Origin of the sequence: Delftia acidovorans NBRC 14950, from assembly GCF_001598795.1 — a bacterium.
GTDB lineage: Bacteria > Pseudomonadota > Gammaproteobacteria > Burkholderiales > Burkholderiaceae_C > Comamonas > Comamonas acidovorans.
The window spans coordinates 220,375-242,878 of record NZ_BCZP01000008.1; the positions used below are offsets into that span (position 1 = coordinate 220,375).

The following is a 22,504-nucleotide window of genomic DNA, read 5'->3' on the forward strand; positions in this document are numbered from 1 at the left end:
CAAATGCAGTGCTTTGGGTTCAGGCTGTTTTGAGTTGGTTGAGTGACGCCGCATCGATATTCATGCAATAGTCCATGAGTGCGTCGATTTCATTGGACTTGTCGAAGACGGCATCCACACCGAGTTGGGCGCAGCGGCTGCGGATGTCGGGTGTGGCGTAGTTGCTGAGCACCACGATCTTCTGGTGCGGCTGGCGCTCGCGGCAGGCGGTGAGCACACCCAGGCCGCTGCCCTGGCGCAGGAACAGGTCGACGATGGCGAGATCCCATGCGTCGGGGTTCTGCTGAAGCCAGTCCGTCCCCGCGCTCTCCGTCTCGGCGATGCCCACGGCCTCGACATCGGCCAGTTCTTCGAGCGTGGCGATCAGGTTCTCGCGGATCGTAGGGTTGTCTTCAACAAGATAGGTGCGCAATTTCACGGCTGTATCCAATAGGGACGCGGATGGCAATCGGAGTCCGGTGGAGCCCGGCCTTCATTGTCCTGCGCGACAGCGGGCGATTGTGCCAGTGAGGGATCGGCGTGGGGGTCAGCCGATTCCTACGCCTTGTTACCGCAAACGGGACATTCCGGTACACGAGTGGTTTGCATGCTACTCCAATCCAGGCTGCGGCTGTCGAACATGGTCAGGCGGTTTGTTGCAGGCGTGCCAAATCCCGCGATCAGCTTGAGGGCTTCCGCCGCCTGCAGCGTGCCCATGACGCCCACCACGGGCGCGAAGACGCCCATGGTCGAGCACTGCACTTCCTCGAACTGCGCATCGGGCGGGAACACGCAGGCATAGCAGGCGCAGTTCTCGTCGCGCGGGTCTATGACCATGAGCTGGCCGTCCAGCCGGATGGCCGCCCCCGCCACCAGGGGCACCTTGTGCCGCACACAGGCCGCGTTGATCATGTGGCGCGTGCGGTAGTTGTCCGTGCAGTCCAGCACCAGGCTGGCCTGGGGCACGAGCTCGTCGAGCAGCGCGTCGTCGGCGCGCTGCTGGCGGCAGTCGATGCGGATGCCGGGGTTGATGGCGTGCACGGCCGTGCGTATGGATTCCACCTTGGGCTGGCCCACGCGATCCGTGGTGTGCGCGATCTGGCGCTGCAGGTTGGTCATGTCCACCGCATCGTCGTCCACCAGGGTGATGCGGCCTATGCCGGCCGAGCCCAGGTACAGCGCGGCGGGCGCGCCCAGGCCGCCTGCGCCGATGATGAGCACATGCGCCGCCAGGATGCGCTCCTGGCCTTCGATGCCGATTTCGTCGAGAAGGATGTGGCGCGAGTAGCGCAGCAGTTGATCGTCGTTCATTCGCGTCTCCAGACGTGAAAAAGCCGGGCGCAAGGCCCGGCTTGGTGCAGGCGCGGACCCGGTCCGCGCCGCGCTGTCAGTTTTCCTTCTTCTCGGGCTCGCGCTCGGTCAGGGTCTTGCTGACCATGACGGGCTGGCCCTTGAGGCGGTTGAGCGCCTGCTGCAGCTGGAAGTCCTTTTCGGTGCCGAACTCGGGCAGGCGGCGTTCGGCCGGCGGCTTCTTGGCTTCCTCTTCCAGGCGCTTGCGGGCTTCCTCGCGGGCCTTCTCGCGCACCTCGTCCTTGACCTCGGCACCCTGTCCGCTGGACAGGTGCTTTTCCAGGTCGGCCTCGCGCATGCGCAGGGCGGCGAACAGGTCACCTTCGGGCGTCTCATCCACCATCACGTCGGGCACGATGCCCTTGGCCTGGATGGACTTGCCGCTGGGCGTGTAGTAGCGCGCCGTGGTCAGCTTCAGGCCCGTATCGGGGCCCAGGGGGCGCACGGTCTGCACGGAGCCCTTGCCGAAGGTCTGGCTGCCCATGATGATGGCGCGCTTGTGGTCCTGCAGTGCGCCGGCCACGATCTCGCTGGCCGAGGCCGAGCCTTCGTTGACCAGCACCACCAGCGGCAGCTTCTTGAGCGAGGCGGGCAGGCGCTGCAGCGGGTCACCCATGCCGCGGCGGGCATAGAAGCTGGGCGATGCCTTGTAGGTTTCCTTGCTCTCGGCCAGTTGGCCGTTGGTGGAGACCACGGTCACATCCGGCGGCAGGAAGGCTGCCGAGATGGCGACGGCAGCGTCCAGCAGGCCGCCCGGGTCGTTGCGCAGGTCCAGAACCAGGCCCTTCATGTTGGGGTCCTGCTTGTACAGTTCCTCGACCTTGCGCACGAAGTCGTCCACCGTGCGTTCCTGGAACTGGCTCAGGCGGATCCAGCCGTAGCCGGGCTCGATCACCTTGCCCTTGACGGACTGCGTCTTGATTTCTTCGCGCGTGATGGTCACGGGGAAGCTGCGGCTTTCATCCTTGCGCAGGATGGTCAGCTGCACCTTGGTGTTGGGCTCGCCGCGCATGCGCTTGACGGCGTCGTTGAGCGACAGGCCCTTGACGGCCGTGTCGTCGATCTTGGTGATCAGGTCGCCCGTCTTGAGGCCGGCGCGGAAGGCGGGGGAGCCTTCGATGGGCGAGACGACCTTGATCAGGCCGTCTTCCTGCGTGATCTCGATGCCCACGCCGACGAAGCGGCCCGAGGTGCCCTCGCGGAATTCCTTGTAGGACTTCTTGTCGAAGTACTGCGAATGCGGATCGAGGCTGGACACCATGCCGGAGATGGCATCGGTGATCAGCTTCTTGTCATCGACCGACTCGACATAGTCGGTCTTGATCAGGCCGAAGACGGCGGACAGCTGCTGGATTTCCTCCAGCGGCAGCGGGGTCATGGCACCGCGGGCCACGGTCTGCAAGGAAACCGTGGTCAGTGCTCCGGCGATTACGCCTACGGAAACCCAGCCGGCAATTTTGATTTTCTGGCCCATATCACCCCTTTAACCGCGTCAATATACACCCGCTTGGAAAGGCAAGCGCCCGCGTGGTTCCCTAAAAACGGCGCAGCAAGCGCAATTTCCGCAGCAGGCGCTCACCTCAAGCGGGCCCGGCTCAGGCCTTGCCCTGTGCGGCCACGGCGGCTGCAGCCTTGGCGGCAGCTTCTGCATCGCCCAGGTAATAGTGGCGAATGGGCTTGAGATCGGCATCCAGCTCATAGACCAGCGGAATGCCATTGGGCACGTTGACGCCGACGATGGCGTCATCCGAGATGCCGTCCAGGTACTTGATCAGCGCGCGGATGGAGTTGCCGTGGGCCGCGACCACGACGCGCTTGCCGGACAGGATGGCGGGCGCGATGGACTCGTTCCAGAACGGCAGAACGCGGGCTACCGTGTCCTTCAGGCATTCGGTCAGCGGCACCTGGCTGGGGTCCAGCTGGGCATAGCGCACGTCGCTGCGCTCGCTGCGCGGGTCTTGCGGCTCCAGGGCCGGCGGGGGCGTGTCGTAGCTGCGGCGCCACACCAGCACCTGGGCGTCGCCGTATTGCTTGGCCATGTCCGCCTTGTTCAGGCCCTGCAGGCCGCCGTAGTGGCGCTCGTTCAGGCGCCAGCTGTGCTGCACTGGCAGCCAGGTGCGGTCCATTTCGTCCAGCGTGTGCCACAGCGTGCGCGTGGCGCGCTTGAGCACGCTGGTGTAGGCCAGGTCGAAGTCATAGCCTTCGGCCTTGAGCAGGCGGCCGGCGTTCTTGGCCTGCTCGACGCCGGTGGCGGTCAGGTCCACATCGGTCCAGCCGGTGAAGCGGTTTTCGAGGTTCCAGGTGGATTCACCGTGGCGGATCAGCACGAGCTTGTACATGGCGGCTTTCTAAGTCTCTCGATGCGACAAAGCTGGGCTGTCGCGGGGGCAAAAGCCAGCATTCTAGAATTGACAGGTTTGCCAACCCAAGGAATGACGTGAAATTCATCATCGATAACTGGTATTTGATCCTGATCGCGCTGGCTTCCGGCGTGATGCTGCTGCTGCCCCTGGTGCGCGGCGCAGGCGGCGGCTCGCTGACGGCGGCGCAGGCCGTGCAACTGATCAACCGCCAAAAGGCCGTGGTCATCGATGTCTGCGAGCCCGAAGAGTACGCGGCCGCCCATGCCAACGGCGCCAAGAATGTGCCGCTGAGCCAGTTCGAGGAAAAGCTGCCCACCACCGTGAAGAACAAGGCGCTGCCGCTGGTGCTGATCTGCACCAAGGGCAACCGCGCCTCCCGTGCCGAAGGCATTGCGAAGAAGCTGGGCTACGAAAAGGCCCAGGCCCTGGCCGGTGGCCTGAAGGCCTGGCGCGATGCCGGCATGCCGGTTGAAAAGGCCTGAGACGCCCCCATCTGACGGCGATGGAAGCCGCTGCTCCGCGCCCCGGGCGCCAGCCGGCGGCACGCCGCAAACTCGAAGAAAGACGCACATGCAAGCCGTGAAGATGTACACCACCGCTGTCTGCCCCTATTGCATCCGGGCCAAGCAGATCCTCAAGTCCAAGGGCGTGGAGCAGATCGAAGAGATCCGCATCGACACCGATCCGGCCGCGCGCGACGTGATGATGCAGAGCACGGGCCGCCGCACGGTGCCCCAGATCTTCATCGGCGACCACCATGTGGGCGGCTGCGACGACCTGATGGCGCTGGACGCCGACGGCGGTCTGGTGCCTCTGCTGCAAAGCTGAAACACGGGCACTGCATAATGCTGGCCCAGGTGCCCGCTGCGCAAGCTCTTGGCAGCGGGCATTTTGTTGGTGATTTTTTTGATGCCCTGGTCACCGCACCAGGGTTTTTTGCCCAGAAAGACTGATTCCATGGCCGAACAGGACACTCCCGTCTTCCAGATCCAGCGCGTCTACCTCAAGGACCTGTCGCTGGAGCAGCCCAATTCGCCCGCCATCCTGCTGGAGCAGGAGCAGCCCAGCGTGGACATCCAGCTTGGCGTCGAGGCGACTCCCGTGGCCGAAGGCATCTACGAAGTGGCCGTGACCGCCACCGTGCAGACCAAGATCCAGGACAAGACCGTTTTCCTGGTCGAGGCCAAGCAGGCCGGCATCTTCGAGATCCGCAATGTGCCCGAAGACCAGATGGGTGGCGTGATCGGCATTGCCTGCCCCCAGATCATCTATCCCTACCTGCGCGGCAACGTGGCTGACGTGGTCACCCGCGCCGGCTTCCCGCCCGTGCACCTGGCCGAGATCAACTTCCAGGCCATGTACGAGCAGCAGCAGGCAGCCGCCCAGGCGGACGGCAACTCGCTGCCGCAGTAAGCCGGTCCATTCCCGGACGATGTGATTTGCGCCCAGGCGCGTCGCATCGCTGTGGTACAAGAAAAGAGGCCCGAGGGCCTCTTTTTTTCATCAACGTCGCTTCTTCAACGTCGAGCAGATATGAACATAGTGGTGATTGGCGCAGGCGCCTGGGGCACGGCGCTGGCGATGAGCGCGGCCTCGCGCGGTGACGGGCGTGTCGTGACCCTTTGGGCGCGCGACGCCGCCCAGGCGCAGGCCATGCACGGCAGCGGCGAGAACGCACGCTACCTGCCGGGCGTGGCACTGCCTGCCGCGCTGCAGGTGGTGCATGGCGAGATCGACGGCCATCTGGCGGCCGCCGACCTGATCGTGATCGGCACGCCCATGGCTGCCCTGCGCGAATGGCTGGGCCGGCTGCAGCATGTGCCCGCACCCGTGGCCTGGCTGTGCAAGGGCTTCGAGGCCGTGCCCGCAGGCGCTTCGGCCGCCGCCCATGGACTGATGGCGCACGAGGTCTGCGCCGAGGTGGCGCCCGATCTGCTGTGCGGCGTGCTCAGCGGCCCCAGCTTCGCGGCCGAGGTGGCACGCCACCAGCCCACGGCCCTGGTGGCGGCCAGCCGCCATGCCCAGGTCAATGACGCCCTGGTGGCCGCCTTCCACGGCGGTGCCATGCGCGTCTATGCCAATGCCGACATCGTGGGCGTGGAAGTGGGCGGCGCCGTGAAGAACGTGCTGGCCATTGCCACCGGCCTGTGCGACGGCCTGCAACTGGGCCTGAACGCCCGCGCCGCACTGATCACGCGCGGCCTGGCCGAGATGACGCGACTGGGCCTGGCCCTGGGCGCACGCACCGAGACCTTCATGGGCCTGTCGGGCCTGGGCGATCTGGTGCTGACGGCCACGGGCGACCTGTCGCGCAACCGCAAGGTGGGCCTGCTGCTGGCCCAGGGCCGCACGCTGGAGCAGGCCGTGGCCTCGCTGGGCCATGTGGCCGAGGGCGTGTACAGCGCACGCACCGTGCTGGCGCGCGCGCGGCTGTTGAATGTGGAGATGCCGATCACCGAAACCGTGGTCGAGCTGCTGGACGGCCGGCTGCAGGCGGCCGAAGCCGTGCAGCACCTGATGGCGCGCGATCCGCGCGGCGAGTGATTCTTCGGTGTCCATGAAAAATGGCCCACACGCTCCCCTTGCTGCGCAAGGTCCACTGCCCCCCGAGGGGGCTTCATCTTGGGGCGGCCCGGCGATGAAAAAGCCCCGGGGCTGGAAGGCCCCGGGGCTTTTTTGCGTCAGAAATCCTGGCGCCTGGCGCGCTACAGGCCCAGTTACAGGCCCAGCTCCAGGCCCAGCAGTTCCTCCACCGTCTGGCGGCGGCGGATGAGGCGGGCGCTGTCGCCATCGACCAGCACTTCGGCGGCCAGCGGGCGCGTGTTGTAGTTGCTGGACATGGAGCTGCCATAGGCGCCCGTGTCATGGATGACCAGCAGGTCGCCCACCGAGGCGCCGGCCAGCGCGCGCGGCAGCACCACGCCGCCGTCGCCCTGGGTGAAAACGTCGCCCGATTCGCACAGCGGGCCGGCGACCACGGCAGCGCGCAGGGGCATGGCCTGGCCGTCGCGGCGCAGCACTTCCATGCCGTGCCAGCTGCCGTACATGGAGGGGCGCATCAGCTCGTTGAAGCCCGTATCGACCAGCACGAAATGGTTGCTGCCCGCGTTCTTGGTGGCGCGCACCTGGCCCAGCAGCACGCCCGACTCGGCCACCAGGAAGCGGCCGGGTTCGATCTCCAGGCCCAGCGCATGGCCCACGATGGCCTCGGCGTCCTTGCGTGCCGCATCCCACAGGCCGTGGTAGTGGGCGGTGTCGATGGTGGCGTCGCCATCGCGGTAGGGAATGGACAGGCCGCCGCCGGCCGAGATGGCCTGCAGGTCATGGCCTGCCTGGCGGGTGGCGCGCACCAGCTCGACCATGGCGCCGCAGACCTGCTGCAGATGGCCGTAGTCCACGCCCGAGCCGATGTGCATGTGCAGGCCGGCCAGCTTCAGGCCGCCGTCGCGGATGGCCTGCAGCGCCGCCAGCAGGTCGCTGTGCCAGATGCCGTGCTTGCTGTGCTCGCCGCCCGTGTTGGTCTTGTTGCTGTGGCCGTGGCCAAAACCGGGGTTGATGCGCAGCCACACGGGATGGCCGGGCGAGGCCTGGGCCAGCTGGTGCAGCATGTCGATGGAGCCGGCGTTCACGGGCACCTTGTGCTCGGCCACGCAGGCCAGCGTGGCCTCGTCCATCACGTCGGCGGTGAACACGATGTCGCTGTGCAGGTCGTCCCCATGGCCGGCCGCGTAGCCGGCGGCCAGCGCGCGCAGGATTTCGCCGCGCGAGACGGCGTCCACCTTCACGCCCTGCTCGCGCATCAGCCGCAGGATGTGGATGTTGGAGCAGGCCTTCTGTGCAAAGCGGATGGTGTCGAAGGCCTTGAGCTGGGCGATGCGTGTGCGGATGGTGGCGGCGTCATAGACCCACAGCGGCGTGCCGTGCTGGTCGGCCAGGGCCCAGAGCTGGGCGGGCGAGAAGGGATTGGACATGGTGTCTCTTTCAGGGGAACTGCCGCGCATGATGGCGGATGGGAGTCATTCAGTCCAATGCTTGTTCTTATGGTGTCTATTTGATTTGGATATGCTTTGGCCATGCAAGACCCCGAGCTGCCGCACACGTCTCCCGAACCCCGCATCTCCCACCGCCACCTGGAGGTGTTTCGCGCGCTCATGCTCAGCGGCAGCGCCACGGCGGCGGCGCAGATGCTGTTCAGCTCCCAGCCCACCGTCAGCCGCGAATTGGCGCGGATGGAGAGCCTGCTGGGCTATGCGCTGTTCGAGCGTGCCCAGGGCCGGCTGCGGCCCACGGCACGCGCCCTCTCGCTGTGGGCCGAGGTGCAGCGCAGCTGGCAGGGGCTGGACCGGGTGGTGGAGCATGCGCTGGCTCTGGGGCGGCCGCACCAGGCGCGCATCAACGTGCTGTGCCTGCCTGCCCTCAGCCATGCGCTGCTGCCCGCAGCGCTGGCGCGCCTGCACGCAGAGCACGGCCCCGTGGCCGTCAGCGTGGCCACGCAGGAGGCGCCGCTGCTGCAGGAGTGGATGGCCGCCCAGCGCTACGACCTGGGCCTGGCCGAGCTGGCCGAGGCGCCTCCGGGCACGCGTGCCCTTGCGCTGCCCGCCATGGACGAGGTGGCCGTGCTGCCCGCAGGCCATGCGCTGGCCGCAAGGCCGGTGCTGGAGGTGGCTGACTTTGCCGGGGAAAGCTTTGTCAGCCTGGCGCGTGACGATCCCTATCGCCAGCAGATCGATGCCGTGTTCGAGCAGGCCGGCGTGCAGCGCCAGCTGCACCTGGAGACCCACAGCGCCGTGGCGGTCTGCGCCATGGTCCAGCACGGTCTGGGCGTGGCCATCGTCAATCCGCTGACGGCGCGTGCCTGCGCCGGGCCGCAGCTGGTGGTGCGGCCGCTGGCGTTTTCCATTCCCTTCCAGGTCCATGCGCTGCTGCCGCTGCACCGGCCGGCCGTGGCCGAGGTGCAGTGGCTGGTGGACGCGCTCGCCGCCGAGGTGGCCGCGGTCGGCTGAAGGCGTCAGTGCCTAGGCCGAAGGGGTGCGCACCATGTCGGCAGGAACGATGGCCTGGGCGCTGCGCTCCAGGCGCTGGCGCAGCCACCGGTGGGCGCTGTCCTCATGGCTGCGCGCATGCCAGACCAGCTCCACGGGGAAGGACGGAAAGGCAAACGGAAGCGGGCTGATGGCCAGGCCGAACAGCGGCGCATAGTGGCGTGCCACGATGGCCGGCACCGTGGTCAGCAACGGTGCGCGTGCCACGGTGGCGAACAGCGTGAGGAAGTTGGATGCCGCGAGCACCGGGTTGATGGCCACTCCGGCCGCCTCCAGCGCATCTTCCAGGTAGCCGTACAGGCTGTCCTTGGCCGAGATCATGGCGTGGCGGCCAGCCTGGTACTGCGCCATGCTCAGCGGCGCGGCAAACGGCAGCAGGGCCGGGTGGTAGCAGCAGACCACACCCAGGTCGAACAGTATCTGCCGGCGGTGCCAGCCGCTGCCGCCGGGCAGGTAGCCAATGGCCAGGTCGATCTGCTCGGCATCCAGCGCGTCGAAGGCCCGCTCGCGGCTGGTGGGGCTGAGCAGCAGCCTCACGCGCGGTGCGGACACGGCCAGGTCGGCAAACAGCTCGGAGACCAGCAGCGATTCGGACTGGATGGAGATGCCGATGCGGAAGGTGTGTTCATCGGTGGCCGGATCGAAGCTGCGGCGCGACAGCAGCAGCCTCTGCGAGGCCTCCAGCAGCTCGCGCACCGGGGCGTGCAGTTCGCGGGCCATCAGCGTGGGCTCCATGTGGTAGCCCACGCGCACGAACAGTTCATCGTCCATCAGCAGGCGCAGCGTGGACAGCGCATGGCTCATGGCCGGTTGCTTGATGCGCAGGCAGGCGGCGGCGCGCGTCACGCTGCGCTCCTGCATCAGCGCGTCGAAAGCCAGCAGCAGGTTCAGGTCGAAGGAGCGCAGATTGAAATGATCGATGCGAGACATCATTCATATCGATTTGTTGAATCAAGACCCGAAACCTACACTGAATTTCAATTTCACGCGGCCAGTCAGGCACAGGGCGACCCGGTCCGGAAAGACGCCATTCAAGAGCCATACGAGGAAACATGATCGTGATACACCCCCGCCTCATCCTGCCGGCCCTGGGCTGCGCGCTGGCCACCGCCGCAGGCGCGCAGGAGCCGCGCTTTCCCATGCAGCCCATACAGATCATCGTCGGCTTCACGCCGGGCGGCTCGGCCGACACCACGGCCCGCCTGGTCGGCGACGGGCTGGGCCGCGAGCTGGGCCAGGCCGTCATCGTGGTGAACAAGCCGGGGGCCGGCACCAACATCGCGGCGCAGTTCGTCGCCAAGGCGCCTGCCGATGGCCATACGCTGCTGTTCGGCGGGACCTCGCTGGTCTACAGCCCGGGCTTGCTGTACCCCTCGATGAAGGCCAATCTGGCCAGGGACTTCGCCCCCGTGGGCGGCCTGGTCAAGGTGCCCAACATCCTGGTCGTTCGGCAGGACTCGCCGCTGCGCGATGTCCGCCAGCTCGTGGCGCAGGCCAAGTCCCGACCCGGCGGGGTCAACTACGGGTCCACGGGCGCCGGCGTGAGCCCGCAGATCGCCATGGAGATGCTCAGTGCCCGCGCAGGCATGCGCATGACCCATGTGCCGTACAAGGGCACGGCCCCCATGCTCACGGGCATCCTGGCCGGGGATGTGGATGTGGCCTTCGACATCGCCTCGTCCTCGGGCCCCATGATCCAGGCCGGCAAGATGCGCGGCCTGGCCGTCTCGGGGGCCACGCGGCTCAAGAACCTGCCCCAGATCCCGACGATCGCCGAATCAGGCTACCCGGGCTTCGACGTCACTTCCTGGTACGGACTGGTCGCGCCCCAGGGAACGCCCGAGGCCGTCATCCACAAACTCAACGCAGCCCTGCAAAAAGTGCTGGCACAGCCGGACATCCAGACCACGCTGGCGGCCACCGGCAACGAAGTCATGCCGGGAACGCCGGCCGATTTCCAGGCCTTCCTGGCGGCCGAGCACCGCAAATGGAACGATGCCGTCAGACAGCTGGACCTGCGCCCCGAGTGAGCCCAAACATGAACCAGACCGCAAGACACCAGAAACTGGCCGAGCTGGCCGGGGACATGCCCGAGATCCGGGCCATCCGCCACCGCATCCACAGCCATCCCGAGATCGCATTCGAGGAGCGCAGCACGGCGGCGCTGGTCGCCGAAAAGCTGGCCGAATGGGGCTTCGAGGTGGCCACCGGCGTGGGTACCACGGGCGTGGTCGGCACGCTGAGCGCGGGCACGGGCGGCCGCCGAATCGGCCTGCGCGCCGACATGGACGCCCTGTCCATGCAGGAAAAGACCGGCCTGCCCTATGCCAGCCGCATCGAGGGCAAGATGCACGCCTGCGGCCACGATGGCCACACCGCCATGCTGCTGGGCGCTGCCCGGTACCTGGCCAGGACGCGCAATTTCTCGGGCACGCTGCACCTGTACTTCCAGCCGGCCGAGGAGCGCGGCCATGACAGCGGGGCCGAGCGCATGATCGCCGACGGCCTGTTCGAGCGCTTCCCCTGCGATGCCGTGTTCGGCATGCACAACCATCCGGGCGCGGAGCTGGGGCACTTCATGATGCGCAAGGGTGCCTTTCAGCCGGCGACGGACAAGATCGCCATCCGCGTCATCGGCAAGGGCGGGCATGTGGCGCGCCCCCATCTCACGGTGGACCCGTCGGTGGTCTCGGCCAGCATCGTGATGGCGCTGCAAAGCATCGTCTCGCGCAATGTCGATCCCATGCAGACGGCGGTGCTGTCCGTGTGCTCGCTGCAATCGGGGGGCTTCTATGGCGTCATTCCCGACGAGGCGCGCATCGAGCTGAGCGTGCGCTGCTTCGATCCCGGCGTGAGGGTACAGCTGCGCGAGCGCATCGAGGCCATTGCCCAGGGGCAGGCGCAAAGCTATGGCGCCAGCGTGCAGATCGAGCACCAGCAGGGCTATCCGGTGCTGGTGAACACCGGGCGCGAGGTCGATTTCGCCGTGGAGGTCGCGCGCGAGTTGGTGGGGCCGCAGCGCGTGGACCCGGACTTCGGCCCGATCACGCCGGGCGAGGATTTCGCCTTCATGCTGGAGCGCCGGCCGGGCTGCTACCTGCGCCTGGGCAATGGCCTGTTCAGCGAGCACTGCCACCCCGTGCACCACCCGCGCTACGACTTCAACGACGACAACCTGCTGACCGGTGCCGCGTACTGGAGCCTGCTGGTGGAGCGCTATCTGGTGGACTGAGGCCGGGGTTCGGCGGCGGGCTCGGGGGCCAGGCACGGGCCCGGACCCCACTCCATCCAGTCGTCGCCAAAGATCTCCACCGGGTGCTGTGTGCGGTCCGATCCGTTGCCGCAGGCCAGCTCGTCGCGGGCGCAGTAGCGGTCACAGCCCCAGCAGGTGCGCTCGGGATGGGCGGGGTGGATGGGGAATTTCTTGGCCATGGCATCCAGCTTGGACCGCCATGGCCGCCAGGGTTTTGCGCTGGATCAGAACTCCAGGTTGTCGATCAGGCGCGTCTTGCCCAGGCGCGCGGCGCCCAGGGCCACCAGTGGTGCACCGGCCAGTTGCGCGCCCTCGGCGGGGGGCTGCAGGTCACGGCGCAGGCGCACGGTCAGGTAGTCGGGCTCCCAGCCCTGGGCGGCCAGGGATTGCATGGCCCAGGCTTCCAGTTCGGCCAGCGGCGCCTGGCCCGCACGCGCGGCATCGGCCAGTTGCTTGAGCGCCAGCGACAGCGCCATGGCCTGCTGCCGCTCGTCGTCGCTCAGGTAGCCGTTGCGCGAACTCAGCGCCAGGCCGTCGTCGGCGCGCGCCGTGTCGCCGGCCACGATGTTCACGGGCAGGGCGAACTGCTCGACCATGCGGCGGATCACCATCAACTGCTGGTAGTCCTTTTTGCCGAACACGGCCGTTCCGCCGCCGCTGGCGAAGAATACGGCCGAGAACAGCTTCATCACCACGGTGCACACGCCCGTGAAGAAGCCGGGGCGGAAATGGCCTTCGAGGATGTCGGCCAGCTGCGCATCGGGCTGGATCTTGAAGGTCTGCGGCTCGGGGTAGAGATCGGCTTCGCGCGGGGCGAACAGCAGGTCGCAGCCTTCGGCCTCCAGCTTGGCGCAGTCGGCCTCCCAGGTGCGCGGATAGCTGTCGAAATCCTCGTGCGGCAGGAACTGCAGGCGGTTCACGAAGATGCTGGCCACGGCAATGTCGCCGTGCTGGCGCGCCGCGCGCACCAGGGACAGGTGGCCGTCGTGCAGATTGCCCATGGTGGGCACGAAGGCGGGGCGGCCCTTGCTCGACAGGATGGCGCGCAGGTCGGCGATGGAGTGGACGATTTGCATGGGAAAACCGGGGAACGGGAAAACGGGGAAGCGGGAAGCGGAAAAACGGATCGTGCAGCCTGCCGGACTACCAGGCGTGCTTGCTGTCGTCGGGGAAGCTGCCGTTCTTCACGGCATGCACATAGGCCTCGAAGGCACCCTTGACGCTGCCCGCATCGGCCATGAAGTTGTGCACGAAGCGGGCCATCTTGCCCAGGTTCACGCCCAGCATGTCGTGCAGCACCAGGACCTGGCCGGCCGTGCCGCTGCCCGCGCCGATGCCGATGGTGTGGCAGTGCGGCAGCTCGGCCGTGAGCTCGCGCGACAGCTGTGCCGGAACCATCTCCAGCACCAGCATGGAGGCGCCTGCATCCTGCAGCTCCAGCGCATGGCGGCGCAGCGTGGCCGCGCCCTCGTCGCTCTTGCCCTGGACGCGGTAGCCGCCCAGCGCATGCACGGTCTGCGGCGTCAGGCCCAGGTGGGCGCAGACGGGCACGCCGCGCTCGACCAGGAACTGCACGGTGGGCGCGGTCCAGCCGCCGCCTTCGAGCTTGACCATATGGGCGCCGGCCTGCATCAGCTCGCAGGCGCTGCGCATGGCCTGCTCGCGGCTTTCGGCATAGCTGCCATAGGGCATGTCGGCGATCAGCCAGGCCGTGCCCTGCACGCGGTGCAGGCCGCGCGCCACGCTGGCCGTGTGGTAGCACATGTCCTGCAGCGACACGCCCACGGTGCTGTGCAGGCCCTGGCAGACCATGCCCAGCGAATCGCCGACCAGGATGCACTCCACGCCGGCCGCATCGGCCACGGCCGCGAAGGTGGCGTCGTAGGCGGTGACCATGGTGATCTTCTCGCCGGCCTCGCGCATCTGCGCCAGGCGCGGAAGGCTCACGGGGCGGCGCTGGGGCAGCGGCGAGGCCGGAGGGATGGTGCCGTAGGGCGTGCCGGCGGTGACGGGTGCTTGGGTCATGGGGCGCTCGGAGGGGGATGGAATTGCCGCGAGTCTATGCGATGCGCGCCGGGGGCACCTGTCCCTGAGCTGTCCTTTGCTGTTCCGTCACCTTTCGGGCAGGCCACGCCACCGGCGCCACAGCGGAGACAGCAGGGCCACGAGCATGGCCGTGCTGGCTGCCACGGCAGGCGCGCCCATCAGCAGGTCCAGCCAGTGCTGGGTATCCGTCCAAGGGCCTGCGCTGCCGGTAGGGCGTGGCAACAGCAGTCTGGACCACTCAGACCAGGCGGCGGCGAGCCATATCAGGGCCAGCGACATGCCCAGGGCCAGCAGCACCGCGCCGGCCCAGGGGCGCTTGAGCACACGGATGCGCAGCCAAGCGACCGATATCAGCGCGGCTGGAAACAGCCCCAGCACATAGAGGTTGGTGATTCCCAGCATCCCGGCCAGCACGCTGCCAAGCAAGGTCAGGAGCAGGCATGCGCCCCAGGCCACCAGCTGCATGGCGGGCATCAGGCGCACCAGCACCAGGGCCAAGGCGAGGAAGAAGCCAGCGCTGACTGCCGCCAGCAACTGGGACATCCTTGGCCATTCGTCGTCGCGGGACCTGTCAGCGCGCCGCAGATGGCTTTCCTGGTAGGCCGGCAGGGCCAGGCCGTAGCGCGGGTGCTGCCATTGCACATGCTGCGGCAGGCTCCACCGGCTGTCGAACATCTCCAGCAGCATGAGCCACTCACGGTTGCTCTGGGCCAGATAGGTACCGAAGCATTTGCGCGGATCCAGCTCCAGATCCAAAGGCCTGCTGCGACCCAGGGCTGGTTTGCAGTTGGAGTTCTGCGCTCTGGATACCTTCTCGCCAGTCTCTGGTTGCGGGTTCGCTGCCAGGTAGGCGCGCCATTCCTGGGCCAGGGGGGATTGCAGCGCGCTGCGGTAGCTGGCCAGCAGGTGCTCCGCCTGGTCCTGGGCGGAGCTGGCAGACTGGCGCACATAGCCTCTGGCCTGCAATGGCTGGCCGTAGCGCTCGAGTGTCGCGGCAATCGCGGCCTGGTCTCCGCGCATCAACCAGACCAGGGCCTGGATGCTCGGGTACTTCGCCGGATCGACCTCTTCCTCGCGCAGCACACGTATCCATTCCACGAGCATGGCCGCCTGGCGTGGCGCGACAAGCGCCTCCAGGGCTGCGACTTGCTCGACAGTCTGGATCTGTGCACTGACATCCGTGTCCGACCATTGGCGCTGAATCCGCATTTCATAGATGGGCGAAAAGGCGATCGCAGGCGCGAACAATAGCGATAGGAACAAGGCCCCCCACAGGTACTCCCAGCACAGGCCCCAGCGGCCCACGGGGGCGTGTTCGCGCCAGCGGTTGTGGATGCGCACGCGCAGCAACCACCACAGCGCCAGGCCGATCGCCACGATCCAGGCCACGACGGAGCCGATGTCCAGTGCCAATTGCTCGGGCGTTTGCTGTGCCGTGGACGCAACGCCGGGCAGGGAGCCCATCCAGCGCGCCGGCTCGGCCATCCACTGCATCCAGATACCCAGCACCAGCACGCACCACAGCAGCGCCAGCGGCAGATACCAGTGCAGGCGCAGCTGCCACAGCAGGGGGCAGCGCATCAGCACCCATTGGTCCCAGCGGTTCGTCATATCGGAAAAACGTGGCATGGCTCAGTCCCTCACGAACAGGCGGCGGGTGGATGCGGTGATGTCGCGGAAATAGCGCACGGGCATCTGTGCCTGCACGGCCTGCGCCAGGAACTGCGCTGCCGTGAAGGGCACGTGAAAGCTCACGATGTGGGTCTGGCCGCTGAGCTGGTGCGTATGGGATGGCAGCCGGTCCAGCCAGGGTTTCAGTTGCGCCATGGCCCAGCCGGTCTCGAACTCGATGGCGCAGCCTTGCATGGCGGCAAAGCTCTGCTGAACGCTGCGCGGCTGGCCTTGCTCCAGGAACAGCACCTGGTCGGCCACCTTTTCCACCTCGTACAGCTGCTGTGAACTCAGCACCAGGGCCATGGGTTGCCAGGGCGAGCGCGCCAGCGACTGCAGATCGGTCAGCAGGGTCTGCTGGGCGTTGATGTCCAGATTGGCCAGCGGCTCGTCCAGCAGCAGCACGCGCGGCCGGCACAGCAGGGCGCGCGCCAGCTCGAAGCGCATCTTGTAGCCCGAGGACAGCTGTTTCCACTGGTGGCCCCGGAAGGCGCGCAGCCCCAGCTGCGCGATGACCAGCTGTACCAGGCAGATGTTGCGTGGGCCCACGGCGCCATGGCTGCGCGCGGCGAATTGCAGATGGTCCATCAGGCGCCCGCCCCAGACGGCCGGGCGCTGGGGGATATAGGCGAGCTGGGTACGCAGCAGGTAGGCATCGGCGGCGGGAACGCCCCAGTCCAGCTGCCCCGCGTCGGGCGCCAGATCGGCGGCCAGCAGGCGCAGCAACGTGGTCTTGCCGTTGCCGTTCTCGCCCACCAGTCCCAGGATGGTGCCGGGCTCCACGGCCACATCCACCGGCCCCAGCGCAAAGCCGCCGCGCCGGTAGCGCTTGACCAGTTGCCGTCCCTGTACACGGTACGCGCGGTGCGCACGGTGCGCGCGGGGAGGTGCGGAGTCGGCCTGCAGCGCCTGGCCCGGGGCATGGGCGGCATGCAGGGCATCGAAGGCCTGCTGCACCAGCGCGCGGCGTGGCTCTGCGCCGGAATCGGCCGCAAGGCCATCCCAGGCATCCAGCGCAGTCAGCAGGCTCTGCTGCACGGCGGTTTCGGCCGGCAGGGCGGCGTCTATGAGTGCACGCCACGCGCCATGCCATTGCTGGCTGGCGATCGCCTGTTCCACGGATTGCGCCCAGGCCGCCACGGTGGCCTGCGGGCGCGCGGGTAGTCGTGCCGATTCGATGCTCGATTCCATGAAGCCCTCCCTTTTTTCTGTGCTGCGCGGTGCGGCCATCCGGGGAGCCGGACAGTGCGATTCCCGGCGCGCGACGAGTCTATGCGATCCCGCTATGCTGTACTTCCCGCGACGGACGACAGGGCCCGTACAGGCCCTGCGGATGCGCTTCAACGGTGTTGCACCATGTCCGGTTCCTTACAGACATCTCCGCTTCTTCCCGCCGTGGCCTGGCAGGGCCTGCGCCAGGTCCATGTGCTGCAAAGCCTGACCGACGAGCGACTGGCCGAACTGGCGGCGCAGTGCCGCTGGCAGCATCTGGCGCTGCACCAGACGCTGGAGGGCGCGTACACCGATCAGCGTCTCTACATGCTCGTGCAGGGCGGCTTGCGCGTCAGCAGCTATGCCCCCAACGGGCGCGGGCTCACGCTGGGCGAGATCGCCCAGGGCGTGTTCTTCGGCGGTCTGCCGCAGCAGCAGGCGGGCTGCACGGCCATGCCCCTGGTGGTCGAGGCAGGCGTGCCCAGCCTGATTGCCTCGCTGGCCCATGAGGATGTGGAAGCCCTGCTCATGAACGAGCCCCAGGTCCTGCGCGCCTTCATCGGCCGGCTCAGCGACCTGGCCGTGGCGCTGGCGCGCCGCATGGTGGATCTGGGAACGCTGTCGGTGCGCAGCCGCCTGCATACCCAGTTGCTGGAACGTGCCGAGCGCGCGGGCATTGACCAGGGGCAGGCCCTGCTGGCGCCCGCACCCCGGCAGACCGACCTGGCCCTGATGCTGGGCTCCAGCCGCGAGGAAGTGGCGCGCGAGATGTCGCGCCTGGTGCGCCTGGGCCTGCTGCGGCGCGAAGGCCGCAACCTGCGCATCTGCCATGTCGAAGGCCTGCGCGTGCTGCTCGAGGAAGCGCGCTGAGCCTTGTCTGCCGCGGCTGTTTCAAGCCGCGAAAAACACTGTTTCTAGAACGCGTGAATTGGCCTTCTGTCGAGGGGAACACGGGGGAAAAGGCGGCACGTTGGCCAGCCCGGATGCGAAAACACGTGAGAAAACGCACAGACGAAGAATGCTGCAGCGCCGCATAGTACGTCCATGCCGTGAGGAAATGAATGCCGAGCGGCCTTTTGAAAGGATCTGACATGCGTACCCTCTCCGCTGCACTGGCCGCCCTGACCCTGGGCCTCGCCGGCACTGCAATGGCCCAAGAAGCCGTTTCCCCCTCGTCCTCCGCCACCGCAGGCCTGAGCCGCGCCGAAGTGCTGGCCGACCTCGAAATGTGGCACCAGGCGGGCATGACCTACCTGCCCTCGCCTTCGGCAGACCGCGACATCAGCTACAACTCGGCCGAATACCAGCGCGGCCTGGCCCGCTACCAGCAACTGCGCAGCGGCCCCGCCTACCGTGAGGCCGTGGCCCGCCTGGAAGGCCAACACACCGTCACGCAGAAGTGATGTGAATGGATATGGGTCCGGCATGGTGCCGGGCCTGTTGGTGGAAAGCGTCCTTTCGGGATGCTTGGTTTGGCGCCCTTCGGGGCGCTTTTTTGTTTCCCTCGCTCTACACTGGGCGGCCCCGTGTCAGTGGCTGCTATCGATAGCGAAGCTGCTGATGCAAGTACAGCATGCGTTGACGGCCGTTTTGTGAAGTTTCTGATCGATTTTCCCAACCCCCATGACGGTTCGGCCGCCCGGCTGCGCCATGGCTTCGGGCCGCCGCTGCGCAGCCTGGCAGCCCATGCGCCCGAGCAGGTGCGCGGTGTGCTTGACGCCGTGCAGCAGGCCGCCCAGGCCGGCCTGTGGTGCCTGGGCTGGGTGCGCTACGAGGCGGCGGCGGCGTTTGACGCGGCCTACGCGGGCGCCTTGCATGCCACGCCGCCAGGCGAGCCGCTGGCCTGGTTTGCCGTCTTCGACGGCCCCCGGCCCTGGCCTGAAGACGCGGACGCAGTCGATACCGGCCCTCAGGTGCAATCTCAGGTGCAATGGCAGCCCGGCCTGGAGCGTGCCGATTTCGATGCCGCCATTGCGCGCATCCACGAGGCGATTGCGGCCGGTGACTGCTATCAGATCAACTACACGGCCCAGTTCATGGGCCGGCTGCTGGGCGACATTCCATCGCTGTTCGCCGCGCTGCGCCGCGCCCAGCCCGGCGGCTACGTGGCCTGCATGGACAGCGGCGACGAGCAGGTGCTGTCCGTCTCGCCCGAGCTGTTCTTCGACTGGGATGGCGAGCGCATCCTCACGCGCCCCATGAAGGGCACGGCGCCCCGTGGCGCCACGCCTGCACAGGACGAGGCGAATGTCCAGGCCATGCGGTCCTCGCCCAAGGAGCGGGCCGAGAACGTGATGATCGTGGACCTGCTGCGCAACGATGTCTCGCGCATTGCCGAGCCTTTCAGCGTCCAGGTGCCGCGCCTGTTCCATGCCGAACCCCTGCCCACCGTGTGGCAGATGACGTCCGACGTGCAGGCGCGCACGCGGCCCGGTACGGGCCTGGCGGACGTGTTTGCGGCACTGTTTCCCTGCGGCTCCATCACGGGCGCGCCCAAGCGCCAGGCCATGCGGCTCATCCACGAACTGGAATCGGGTCCGCGCGGCGTTTACTGCGGCGCCGTGGGCGTGGTGCGGCCCGGCATCGCCGCGGGGCGCGTGCACGCCACCTTCAATGTGCCCATACGCACGGTGGTGGCGCGTGGCACGGAACTGCGCTGCGGCATCGGCAGCGGCATCACCTCGGGCGCCGAGGCGCCTGCCGAATGGCAGGAATGGCGCCACAAGAGGGCTTTTCTGGACAAGGTGTGAAAGGGCGTGCAGCCATGGCGGATACGGACTTCGATTTCGACATTCTGGAAACACTGGCCCTGCGGGATGGCGGTTTCATCCATCTGCAGCGCCATGTGACGCGCATGCAGGACGCGGCGCGGCATTTCGGCCGGCCCTGCACGGATGCCGTGCTGGAGCAGGCATTGCAGCAGCTGCGCCAGGCGCACGCCAGCGGCCACTGGCGCGTGCGCCTGGCGCTGGATGCCACGGGGCGGATACAGACCCAGGCGGCGCCGCTGCCGCCTTCCGCCACGCCTGTTCGGCTGGCGCTGGCCGACCGGCCCATCGCCAATGCGGTGGCGCATGGCGACTGGGTGCGCTTCAAGACCTCGCGCCGCGCGCACTACGACAGTCTGCAGCCCACCGATGCCTCGGTGTTCGACACCGTGCTCCACAACGAGGACGGCGAGATCACCGAGGGCACGCGCGGCAACATCGCCGTGCTGCTGGCGGGCCGCTGGGTGACTCCGCCGCTGTCCAGCGGCCTGCTGCCCGGCGTGGGCCGCGCGGTGGCGCTGGACGAGGGCCGCGTGGTGGAGCACCCGGTGCGGCTTGACGACCTGCCACGCGTGCAGGGCTGGGCCTTCGTCAACAGCCTGCGCGGCTGGCTGCCGGCGGTTCTGCGCTGAACAGGCCCTAGGGCCGTGGGTTGAACTCATGGTTTTCAGGGATGGATTGCGGATGGCAATGTCAGACAATCGGTGAATATTGTTGAGCAATATCATTTTGATTGTTGGCTGATGCCTGTCTCCCCTGAGATCGATCCATGCATGAATTCCGTATTTCCCGCCGCGCGCTGATCAGCGCCGCGGCTGTCCTGGCGGCGGGCCCGCTGTGCGCCCAGACCACCTATCCCAACAAGCCCATTCGCGTCGTCGTCGGCTACGCGGCAGGCGGCTCGGTCGACCTGGTGGGGCGCGTGGTGGGTGACATCCTGGCCAAGCACCTCAATGCGACCGTCGTGGTCGACAACGTGCCCGGCGCCGCCGGCGTGGTGGCCGCGCAGCGCGTGGTCGGTGCCAAGGCCGACGGCTATACCCTGCTTGCAGGCTCCAGCAACGAATTGGCGGGCACGAAGTTCGTCAACGCCGCGCAGAAGTACGACCCGGCCACGGACCTGACCGGCATCGCGCTGACCGGCGTGCTGCCCAACCTGTGGGTGGCCGGCACCAAGATGCCGGCCAGGACCATCGACGAGTTCATCGCCCTGGCCAAGGCCCATCCCGGCAAGTACAGCTACGGCAGCCCGGGCATCGGGTCCACGCCGCATTTCTCGGGCGAGCTGATCAAGAAGATTGCCGGGGTGGACATCGTCCATGTGCCCTACAAGGGATCGGCCGCGATGACCAGCGACCTGGCCGGCGGCAACCTGGATTTCGCCATCGTCTCTCCCTCGGTGGCGGCTCCGTTCATCCAGAGCGGCAAGATCAAGGCCCTGGGCGTGACCACGGCCCACCGCATCGCCATGATGAAGGACGTGCCCGCACTGGGCGAGAACGCAGCGCTCAAGGGCTATGCGCTGAGCGGCTGGTTCGGGCTGGCGGGACCCAAGGACCTGCCTGCCGAGGTGGTGGCCAGTCTGCAGAAGGCCTTGAAGGCGGGCCTGGCCGATCCGGCGATGCGCGCGCGCCTGGAAGGGGCGGGCATCATTGCCCCCACGGGCGACGAAAACCTGTCCCAGATCATCCGTACCGACATGGGCAAGTACGCCGAACTGGTCAAGTTCGCCAAGATCACGCCGGAAAACTGAAGCAGGGCCTGCCGCCATGGAAAAACGCCTCGTTCCCCGAGGCGTTTTTTCATTCGGACCTGTGCAGGGCATGCAGGGCCAGCAGCCCCTCGAACGCATCGCGCAGCGGCTGCAGCGACGGGCCGGCAGGCGCCAGCCGTTGCAGCGCGCAGGCCGCTGCCTCCAGCGTGGACAGCTGGCCCGGCGCATGGGCCTTGCGCAGGGTGCCGTAGCGCGAGGCGGGCAGGTCGCCCTGCAGTGCCAGGCGCGGCAGGGCCTGCAGGCCGGGGTTGAGGTAGAGCATCTTGCGGCTCTTGCGCCAGGTGGCGTCCAGCACCACCAGGCGCAGGTCCTCGGGGCATGGCGCGGGCTGCGGCCAGGGCGCTTGCCTGGCCAGGCCCAACTGATCGCCGTGCGGCGTTTCCGGATAGAGCAGTACGGCCTGCCGCGGGGCGTCGCCGTCCTGCCAGGGCGCGTGCAGCAGTGCCTGCAACTGCGCTGGCTCGAAGGCCTCGCCCACCGCCAGGCGGCTGGCGGGCAGGCACAGGTGCAGCAGCCGGCCCGTGCCCTTGGCCTGCAGTTCTTCCTCGGGATGCTGGAGCACCAGCAGCTGCACCGCATGCGGCACCGGCTGCACCAGGGGGCACAGGCAGGTGCGCTCAGGGCGCAGGCATTGCGCGCAGCGTGCGCGGGTGCTCACGGCGGACAAGGCCCGGCGCCTGCCTTACAGGCGACCCTTGTAGTAGCTGGGCTTGTCCATGTCGGCGATTTCCACGCTGAGCTGGACCATCATGCCGGCCGGCTGGGGCGTGAGGCGGCGCAGCACCGCGGCAATGCCTTCGGACAGCTCCTTCTTGGCCGTGTCGGTACGGCCCGCCAGCAGGCGCAGCTGCACATGGACGAAGCCGCGGTTGGCAGGAGCGGAGCCGATCTCGAACTGGCTGACCGGCAGCAGGCGGGCCTTGACGTCGGCCTCGTCCAGGATGCTGGGGTGGCTGCAGACGAAGGCATTGAGTTCGGTCAGCAGTTGCTGGCCGGGCAGGCCGGCGAGGTTGTCGGTGTATTCGACGTAGAGATGGGGCATGGAT

Annotated in this window: 25 protein-coding genes; 12 read left to right on the top strand and 13 right to left on the bottom strand. The window is 67.6% G+C overall.

Translation table 11 applies throughout. The features are described 5' to 3' along the window. Positions 1-19: 19 nt before the first annotated feature. From DA1_RS12890 to gpmA, 4 genes are all read right to left on the bottom strand, one after another. Positions 20-418, bottom strand: coding sequence for a response regulator (locus tag DA1_RS12890; RefSeq protein WP_013803928.1), 399 nt, complete (start codon positions 416-418; stop codon positions 20-22). 119 nt (positions 419-537) lie between these two features. Beyond that, a complete protein-coding gene (locus DA1_RS12895) occupies positions 538-1,290 on the bottom strand; it encodes a HesA/MoeB/ThiF family protein (protein WP_034390754.1) in 753 nt (250 codons plus the stop codon). Between the two features lie 76 nt (positions 1,291-1,366). Next, on the bottom strand, positions 1,367-2,803 hold the full coding sequence (locus DA1_RS12900; protein ID WP_013803927.1) for a S41 family peptidase: 1,437 nt from the start codon (positions 2,801-2,803) through the stop codon (positions 1,367-1,369). A gap of 121 nt (positions 2,804-2,924) precedes the next feature. Then, positions 2,925-3,668, bottom strand: coding sequence for a 2,3-diphosphoglycerate-dependent phosphoglycerate mutase (gpmA, locus tag DA1_RS12905; protein ID WP_034390756.1), 744 nt, complete (start codon positions 3,666-3,668; stop codon positions 2,925-2,927). A 98-nt stretch (positions 3,669-3,766) separates the two neighbouring features. Here gpmA and DA1_RS12910 point away from each other — a divergent pair, with 98 nt between their 5' ends. The 4 genes from DA1_RS12910 to DA1_RS12925 all read left to right on the top strand — a co-directional run bounded on the left by DA1_RS12910 (position 3,767) and on the right by DA1_RS12925 (position 6,236). Further along, on the top strand, positions 3,767-4,174 hold the full coding sequence (locus DA1_RS12910; RefSeq protein ID WP_013803926.1) for a rhodanese-like domain-containing protein: 408 nt from the start codon (positions 3,767-3,769) through the stop codon (positions 4,172-4,174). A gap of 88 nt (positions 4,175-4,262) precedes the next feature. Then, on the top strand, positions 4,263-4,520 hold the full coding sequence (gene grxC / locus DA1_RS12915) for a glutaredoxin 3 (RefSeq protein ID WP_034390758.1): 258 nt from the start codon (positions 4,263-4,265) through the stop codon (positions 4,518-4,520). A 129-nt stretch (positions 4,521-4,649) separates the two neighbouring features. Beyond that, the gene (gene secB, locus DA1_RS12920; protein WP_013803924.1) at positions 4,650-5,105 is read left to right on the top strand and encodes a protein-export chaperone SecB; all 456 of its coding nucleotides are present in this window, start codon (positions 4,650-4,652) and stop codon (positions 5,103-5,105) included. 120 nt (positions 5,106-5,225) lie between these two features. Next, positions 5,226-6,236: an NAD(P)H-dependent glycerol-3-phosphate dehydrogenase gene (locus tag DA1_RS12925; RefSeq protein ID WP_013803923.1), complete on the top strand. Its 1,011-nt coding sequence runs from the start codon at positions 5,226-5,228 to the stop codon at positions 6,234-6,236. Between the two features lie 173 nt (positions 6,237-6,409). Here the strand turns inward: DA1_RS12925 and lysA are convergent, their stop codons facing one another. After that, on the bottom strand, positions 6,410-7,663 hold the full coding sequence (gene lysA, locus DA1_RS12930; protein ID WP_034390760.1) for a diaminopimelate decarboxylase: 1,254 nt from the start codon (positions 7,661-7,663) through the stop codon (positions 6,410-6,412). A 102-nt stretch (positions 7,664-7,765) separates the two neighbouring features. Here lysA and DA1_RS12935 point away from each other — a divergent pair, with 102 nt between their 5' ends. Next, complete coding sequence (locus DA1_RS12935; protein ID WP_034390762.1) at positions 7,766-8,695, top strand: LysR family transcriptional regulator; 930 nt, start codon at positions 7,766-7,768, stop codon at positions 8,693-8,695. 12 nt (positions 8,696-8,707) lie between these two features. Here DA1_RS12935 and DA1_RS12940 read toward each other — a convergent pair whose 3' ends face one another. Then, complete coding sequence (locus DA1_RS12940) at positions 8,708-9,664, bottom strand: LysR family transcriptional regulator (protein WP_080736991.1); 957 nt, start codon at positions 9,662-9,664, stop codon at positions 8,708-8,710. A gap of 122 nt (positions 9,665-9,786) precedes the next feature. Between DA1_RS12940 and DA1_RS12945 the strand changes: the two genes are divergently transcribed. Further along, positions 9,787-10,764 (top strand): Bug family tripartite tricarboxylate transporter substrate binding protein, encoded by a 978-nt coding sequence (locus tag DA1_RS12945; RefSeq protein ID WP_230590716.1) that lies wholly within the window; start codon positions 9,787-9,789, stop codon positions 10,762-10,764. An 8-nt stretch (positions 10,765-10,772) separates the two neighbouring features. Beyond that, positions 10,773-11,966, top strand: coding sequence for a M20 aminoacylase family protein (locus tag DA1_RS12950; protein ID WP_034390765.1), 1,194 nt, complete (start codon positions 10,773-10,775; stop codon positions 11,964-11,966). Here DA1_RS12950 and DA1_RS12955 read toward each other — a convergent pair. The 5 genes from DA1_RS12955 to DA1_RS12975 all read right to left on the bottom strand — a co-directional run bounded on the left by DA1_RS12955 (position 11,951) and on the right by DA1_RS12975 (position 16,895). After that, the gene (locus DA1_RS12955; protein ID WP_034390767.1) at positions 11,951-12,166 is read right to left on the bottom strand and encodes a DUF3079 domain-containing protein; all 216 of its coding nucleotides are present in this window, start codon (positions 12,164-12,166) and stop codon (positions 11,951-11,953) included. The genes DA1_RS12950 and DA1_RS12955 overlap by 16 nt on opposite strands. A 45-nt stretch (positions 12,167-12,211) precedes the next feature. Then, positions 12,212-13,063 (bottom strand): pantoate--beta-alanine ligase, encoded by an 852-nt coding sequence (gene panC, locus DA1_RS12960; protein ID WP_012203748.1) that lies wholly within the window; start codon positions 13,061-13,063, stop codon positions 12,212-12,214. 67 nt (positions 13,064-13,130) lie between these two features. Next, a complete protein-coding gene (gene panB / locus DA1_RS12965) occupies positions 13,131-14,012 on the bottom strand; it encodes a 3-methyl-2-oxobutanoate hydroxymethyltransferase (RefSeq protein ID WP_012203749.1) in 882 nt (293 codons plus the stop codon). A gap of 87 nt (positions 14,013-14,099) precedes the next feature. Further along, complete coding sequence (locus DA1_RS12970; protein WP_034390769.1) at positions 14,100-15,662, bottom strand: hypothetical protein; 1,563 nt, start codon at positions 15,660-15,662, stop codon at positions 14,100-14,102. A 3-nt stretch (positions 15,663-15,665) separates the two neighbouring features. Next, positions 15,666-16,895 (bottom strand): ATP-binding cassette domain-containing protein, encoded by a 1,230-nt coding sequence (locus DA1_RS12975; protein ID WP_034398225.1) that lies wholly within the window; start codon positions 16,893-16,895, stop codon positions 15,666-15,668. Between the two features lie 165 nt (positions 16,896-17,060). Here DA1_RS12975 and DA1_RS12980 point away from each other — a divergent pair, with 165 nt between their 5' ends. From DA1_RS12980 to DA1_RS13000, 5 genes are all read left to right on the top strand, one after another. After that, a complete protein-coding gene (locus DA1_RS12980; RefSeq protein ID WP_034366081.1) occupies positions 17,061-17,786 on the top strand; it encodes a Crp/Fnr family transcriptional regulator in 726 nt (241 codons plus the stop codon). A 221-nt stretch (positions 17,787-18,007) separates the two neighbouring features. Then, positions 18,008-18,319 carry a DUF4148 domain-containing protein gene (locus tag DA1_RS12985; protein ID WP_013803916.1) on the top strand — a complete coding sequence of 104 codons (312 nt, stop codon included), beginning with the start codon at positions 18,008-18,010 and terminating at the stop codon, positions 18,317-18,319. A 189-nt stretch (positions 18,320-18,508) separates the two neighbouring features. Continuing rightward, positions 18,509-19,666, top strand: coding sequence for an aminodeoxychorismate synthase component I (pabB, locus tag DA1_RS12990; protein ID WP_034390771.1), 1,158 nt, complete (start codon positions 18,509-18,511; stop codon positions 19,664-19,666). Between the two features lie 14 nt (positions 19,667-19,680). After that, positions 19,681-20,316, top strand: coding sequence for an aminotransferase class IV (locus DA1_RS12995; RefSeq protein WP_034390773.1), 636 nt, complete (start codon positions 19,681-19,683; stop codon positions 20,314-20,316). Positions 20,317-20,453: 137 nt separating this feature from the next. Further along, positions 20,454-21,437, top strand: a complete 984-nt coding sequence (locus DA1_RS13000) for a Bug family tripartite tricarboxylate transporter substrate binding protein (RefSeq protein ID WP_034390775.1) — start codon at positions 20,454-20,456, stop codon at positions 21,435-21,437. 49 nt (positions 21,438-21,486) lie between these two features. Here the strand turns inward: DA1_RS13000 and DA1_RS13005 are convergent, their stop codons facing one another. Both DA1_RS13005 and DA1_RS13010 read right to left on the bottom strand, forming a co-directional pair. After that, positions 21,487-22,125 (bottom strand): tRNA-uridine aminocarboxypropyltransferase, encoded by a 639-nt coding sequence (locus tag DA1_RS13005; protein ID WP_034390777.1) that lies wholly within the window; start codon positions 22,123-22,125, stop codon positions 21,487-21,489. Positions 22,126-22,140: 15 nt separating this feature from the next. Beyond that, positions 22,141-22,500, bottom strand: coding sequence for a 5-carboxymethyl-2-hydroxymuconate Delta-isomerase (locus tag DA1_RS13010; protein WP_034390779.1), 360 nt, complete (start codon positions 22,498-22,500; stop codon positions 22,141-22,143). Positions 22,501-22,504 lie beyond the last annotated feature (4 nt).

What these genes read in the sequence shown, in the direction of transcription:
- DA1_RS12895 (WP_034390754.1), bottom strand. Translation starts at nt 1,290, where the DNA reads ATGAACGACGATCAACTGCTGCGCTACTCGCGCCACATCCTTCTCGAC.
- DA1_RS12900 (WP_013803927.1), bottom strand. Translation starts at nt 2,803, where the DNA reads ATGGGCCAGAAAATCAAAATTGCCGGCTGGGTTTCCGTAGGCGTAATC.
- gpmA (WP_034390756.1), bottom strand. Translation starts at nt 3,668, where the DNA reads ATGTACAAGCTCGTGCTGATCCGCCACGGTGAATCCACCTGGAACCTC.
- grxC (WP_034390758.1), top strand. Translation starts at nt 4,263, where the DNA reads ATGCAAGCCGTGAAGATGTACACCACCGCTGTCTGCCCCTATTGCATC.
- secB (WP_013803924.1), top strand. Translation starts at nt 4,650, where the DNA reads ATGGCCGAACAGGACACTCCCGTCTTCCAGATCCAGCGCGTCTACCTC.
- DA1_RS12925 (WP_013803923.1), top strand. Translation starts at nt 5,226, where the DNA reads ATGAACATAGTGGTGATTGGCGCAGGCGCCTGGGGCACGGCGCTGGCG.
- lysA (WP_034390760.1), bottom strand. Translation starts at nt 7,663, where the DNA reads ATGTCCAATCCCTTCTCGCCCGCCCAGCTCTGGGCCCTGGCCGACCAG.
- DA1_RS12935 (WP_034390762.1), top strand. Translation starts at nt 7,766, where the DNA reads ATGCAAGACCCCGAGCTGCCGCACACGTCTCCCGAACCCCGCATCTCC.
- DA1_RS12940 (WP_080736991.1), bottom strand. Translation starts at nt 9,664, where the DNA reads ATGTCTCGCATCGATCATTTCAATCTGCGCTCCTTCGACCTGAACCTG.
- DA1_RS12945 (WP_230590716.1), top strand. Translation starts at nt 9,787, where the DNA reads ATGATCGTGATACACCCCCGCCTCATCCTGCCGGCCCTGGGCTGCGCG.
- DA1_RS12950 (WP_034390765.1), top strand. Translation starts at nt 10,773, where the DNA reads ATGAACCAGACCGCAAGACACCAGAAACTGGCCGAGCTGGCCGGGGAC.
- DA1_RS12955 (WP_034390767.1), bottom strand. Translation starts at nt 12,166, where the DNA reads ATGGCCAAGAAATTCCCCATCCACCCCGCCCATCCCGAGCGCACCTGC.
- panC (WP_012203748.1), bottom strand. Translation starts at nt 13,063, where the DNA reads ATGCAAATCGTCCACTCCATCGCCGACCTGCGCGCCATCCTGTCGAGC.
- panB (WP_012203749.1), bottom strand. Translation starts at nt 14,012, where the DNA reads ATGACCCAAGCACCCGTCACCGCCGGCACGCCCTACGGCACCATCCCT.
- DA1_RS12970 (WP_034390769.1), bottom strand. Translation starts at nt 15,662, where the DNA reads ATGCCACGTTTTTCCGATATGACGAACCGCTGGGACCAATGGGTGCTG.
- DA1_RS12975 (WP_034398225.1), bottom strand. Translation starts at nt 16,895, where the DNA reads ATGGAATCGAGCATCGAATCGGCACGACTACCCGCGCGCCCGCAGGCC.
- DA1_RS12980 (WP_034366081.1), top strand. Translation starts at nt 17,061, where the DNA reads ATGTCCGGTTCCTTACAGACATCTCCGCTTCTTCCCGCCGTGGCCTGG.
- DA1_RS12985 (WP_013803916.1), top strand. Translation starts at nt 18,008, where the DNA reads ATGCGTACCCTCTCCGCTGCACTGGCCGCCCTGACCCTGGGCCTCGCC.
- DA1_RS12995 (WP_034390773.1), top strand. Translation starts at nt 19,681, where the DNA reads ATGGCGGATACGGACTTCGATTTCGACATTCTGGAAACACTGGCCCTG.
- DA1_RS13000 (WP_034390775.1), top strand. Translation starts at nt 20,454, where the DNA reads ATGCATGAATTCCGTATTTCCCGCCGCGCGCTGATCAGCGCCGCGGCT.
- DA1_RS13010 (WP_034390779.1), bottom strand. Translation starts at nt 22,500, where the DNA reads ATGCCCCATCTCTACGTCGAATACACCGACAACCTCGCCGGCCTGCCC.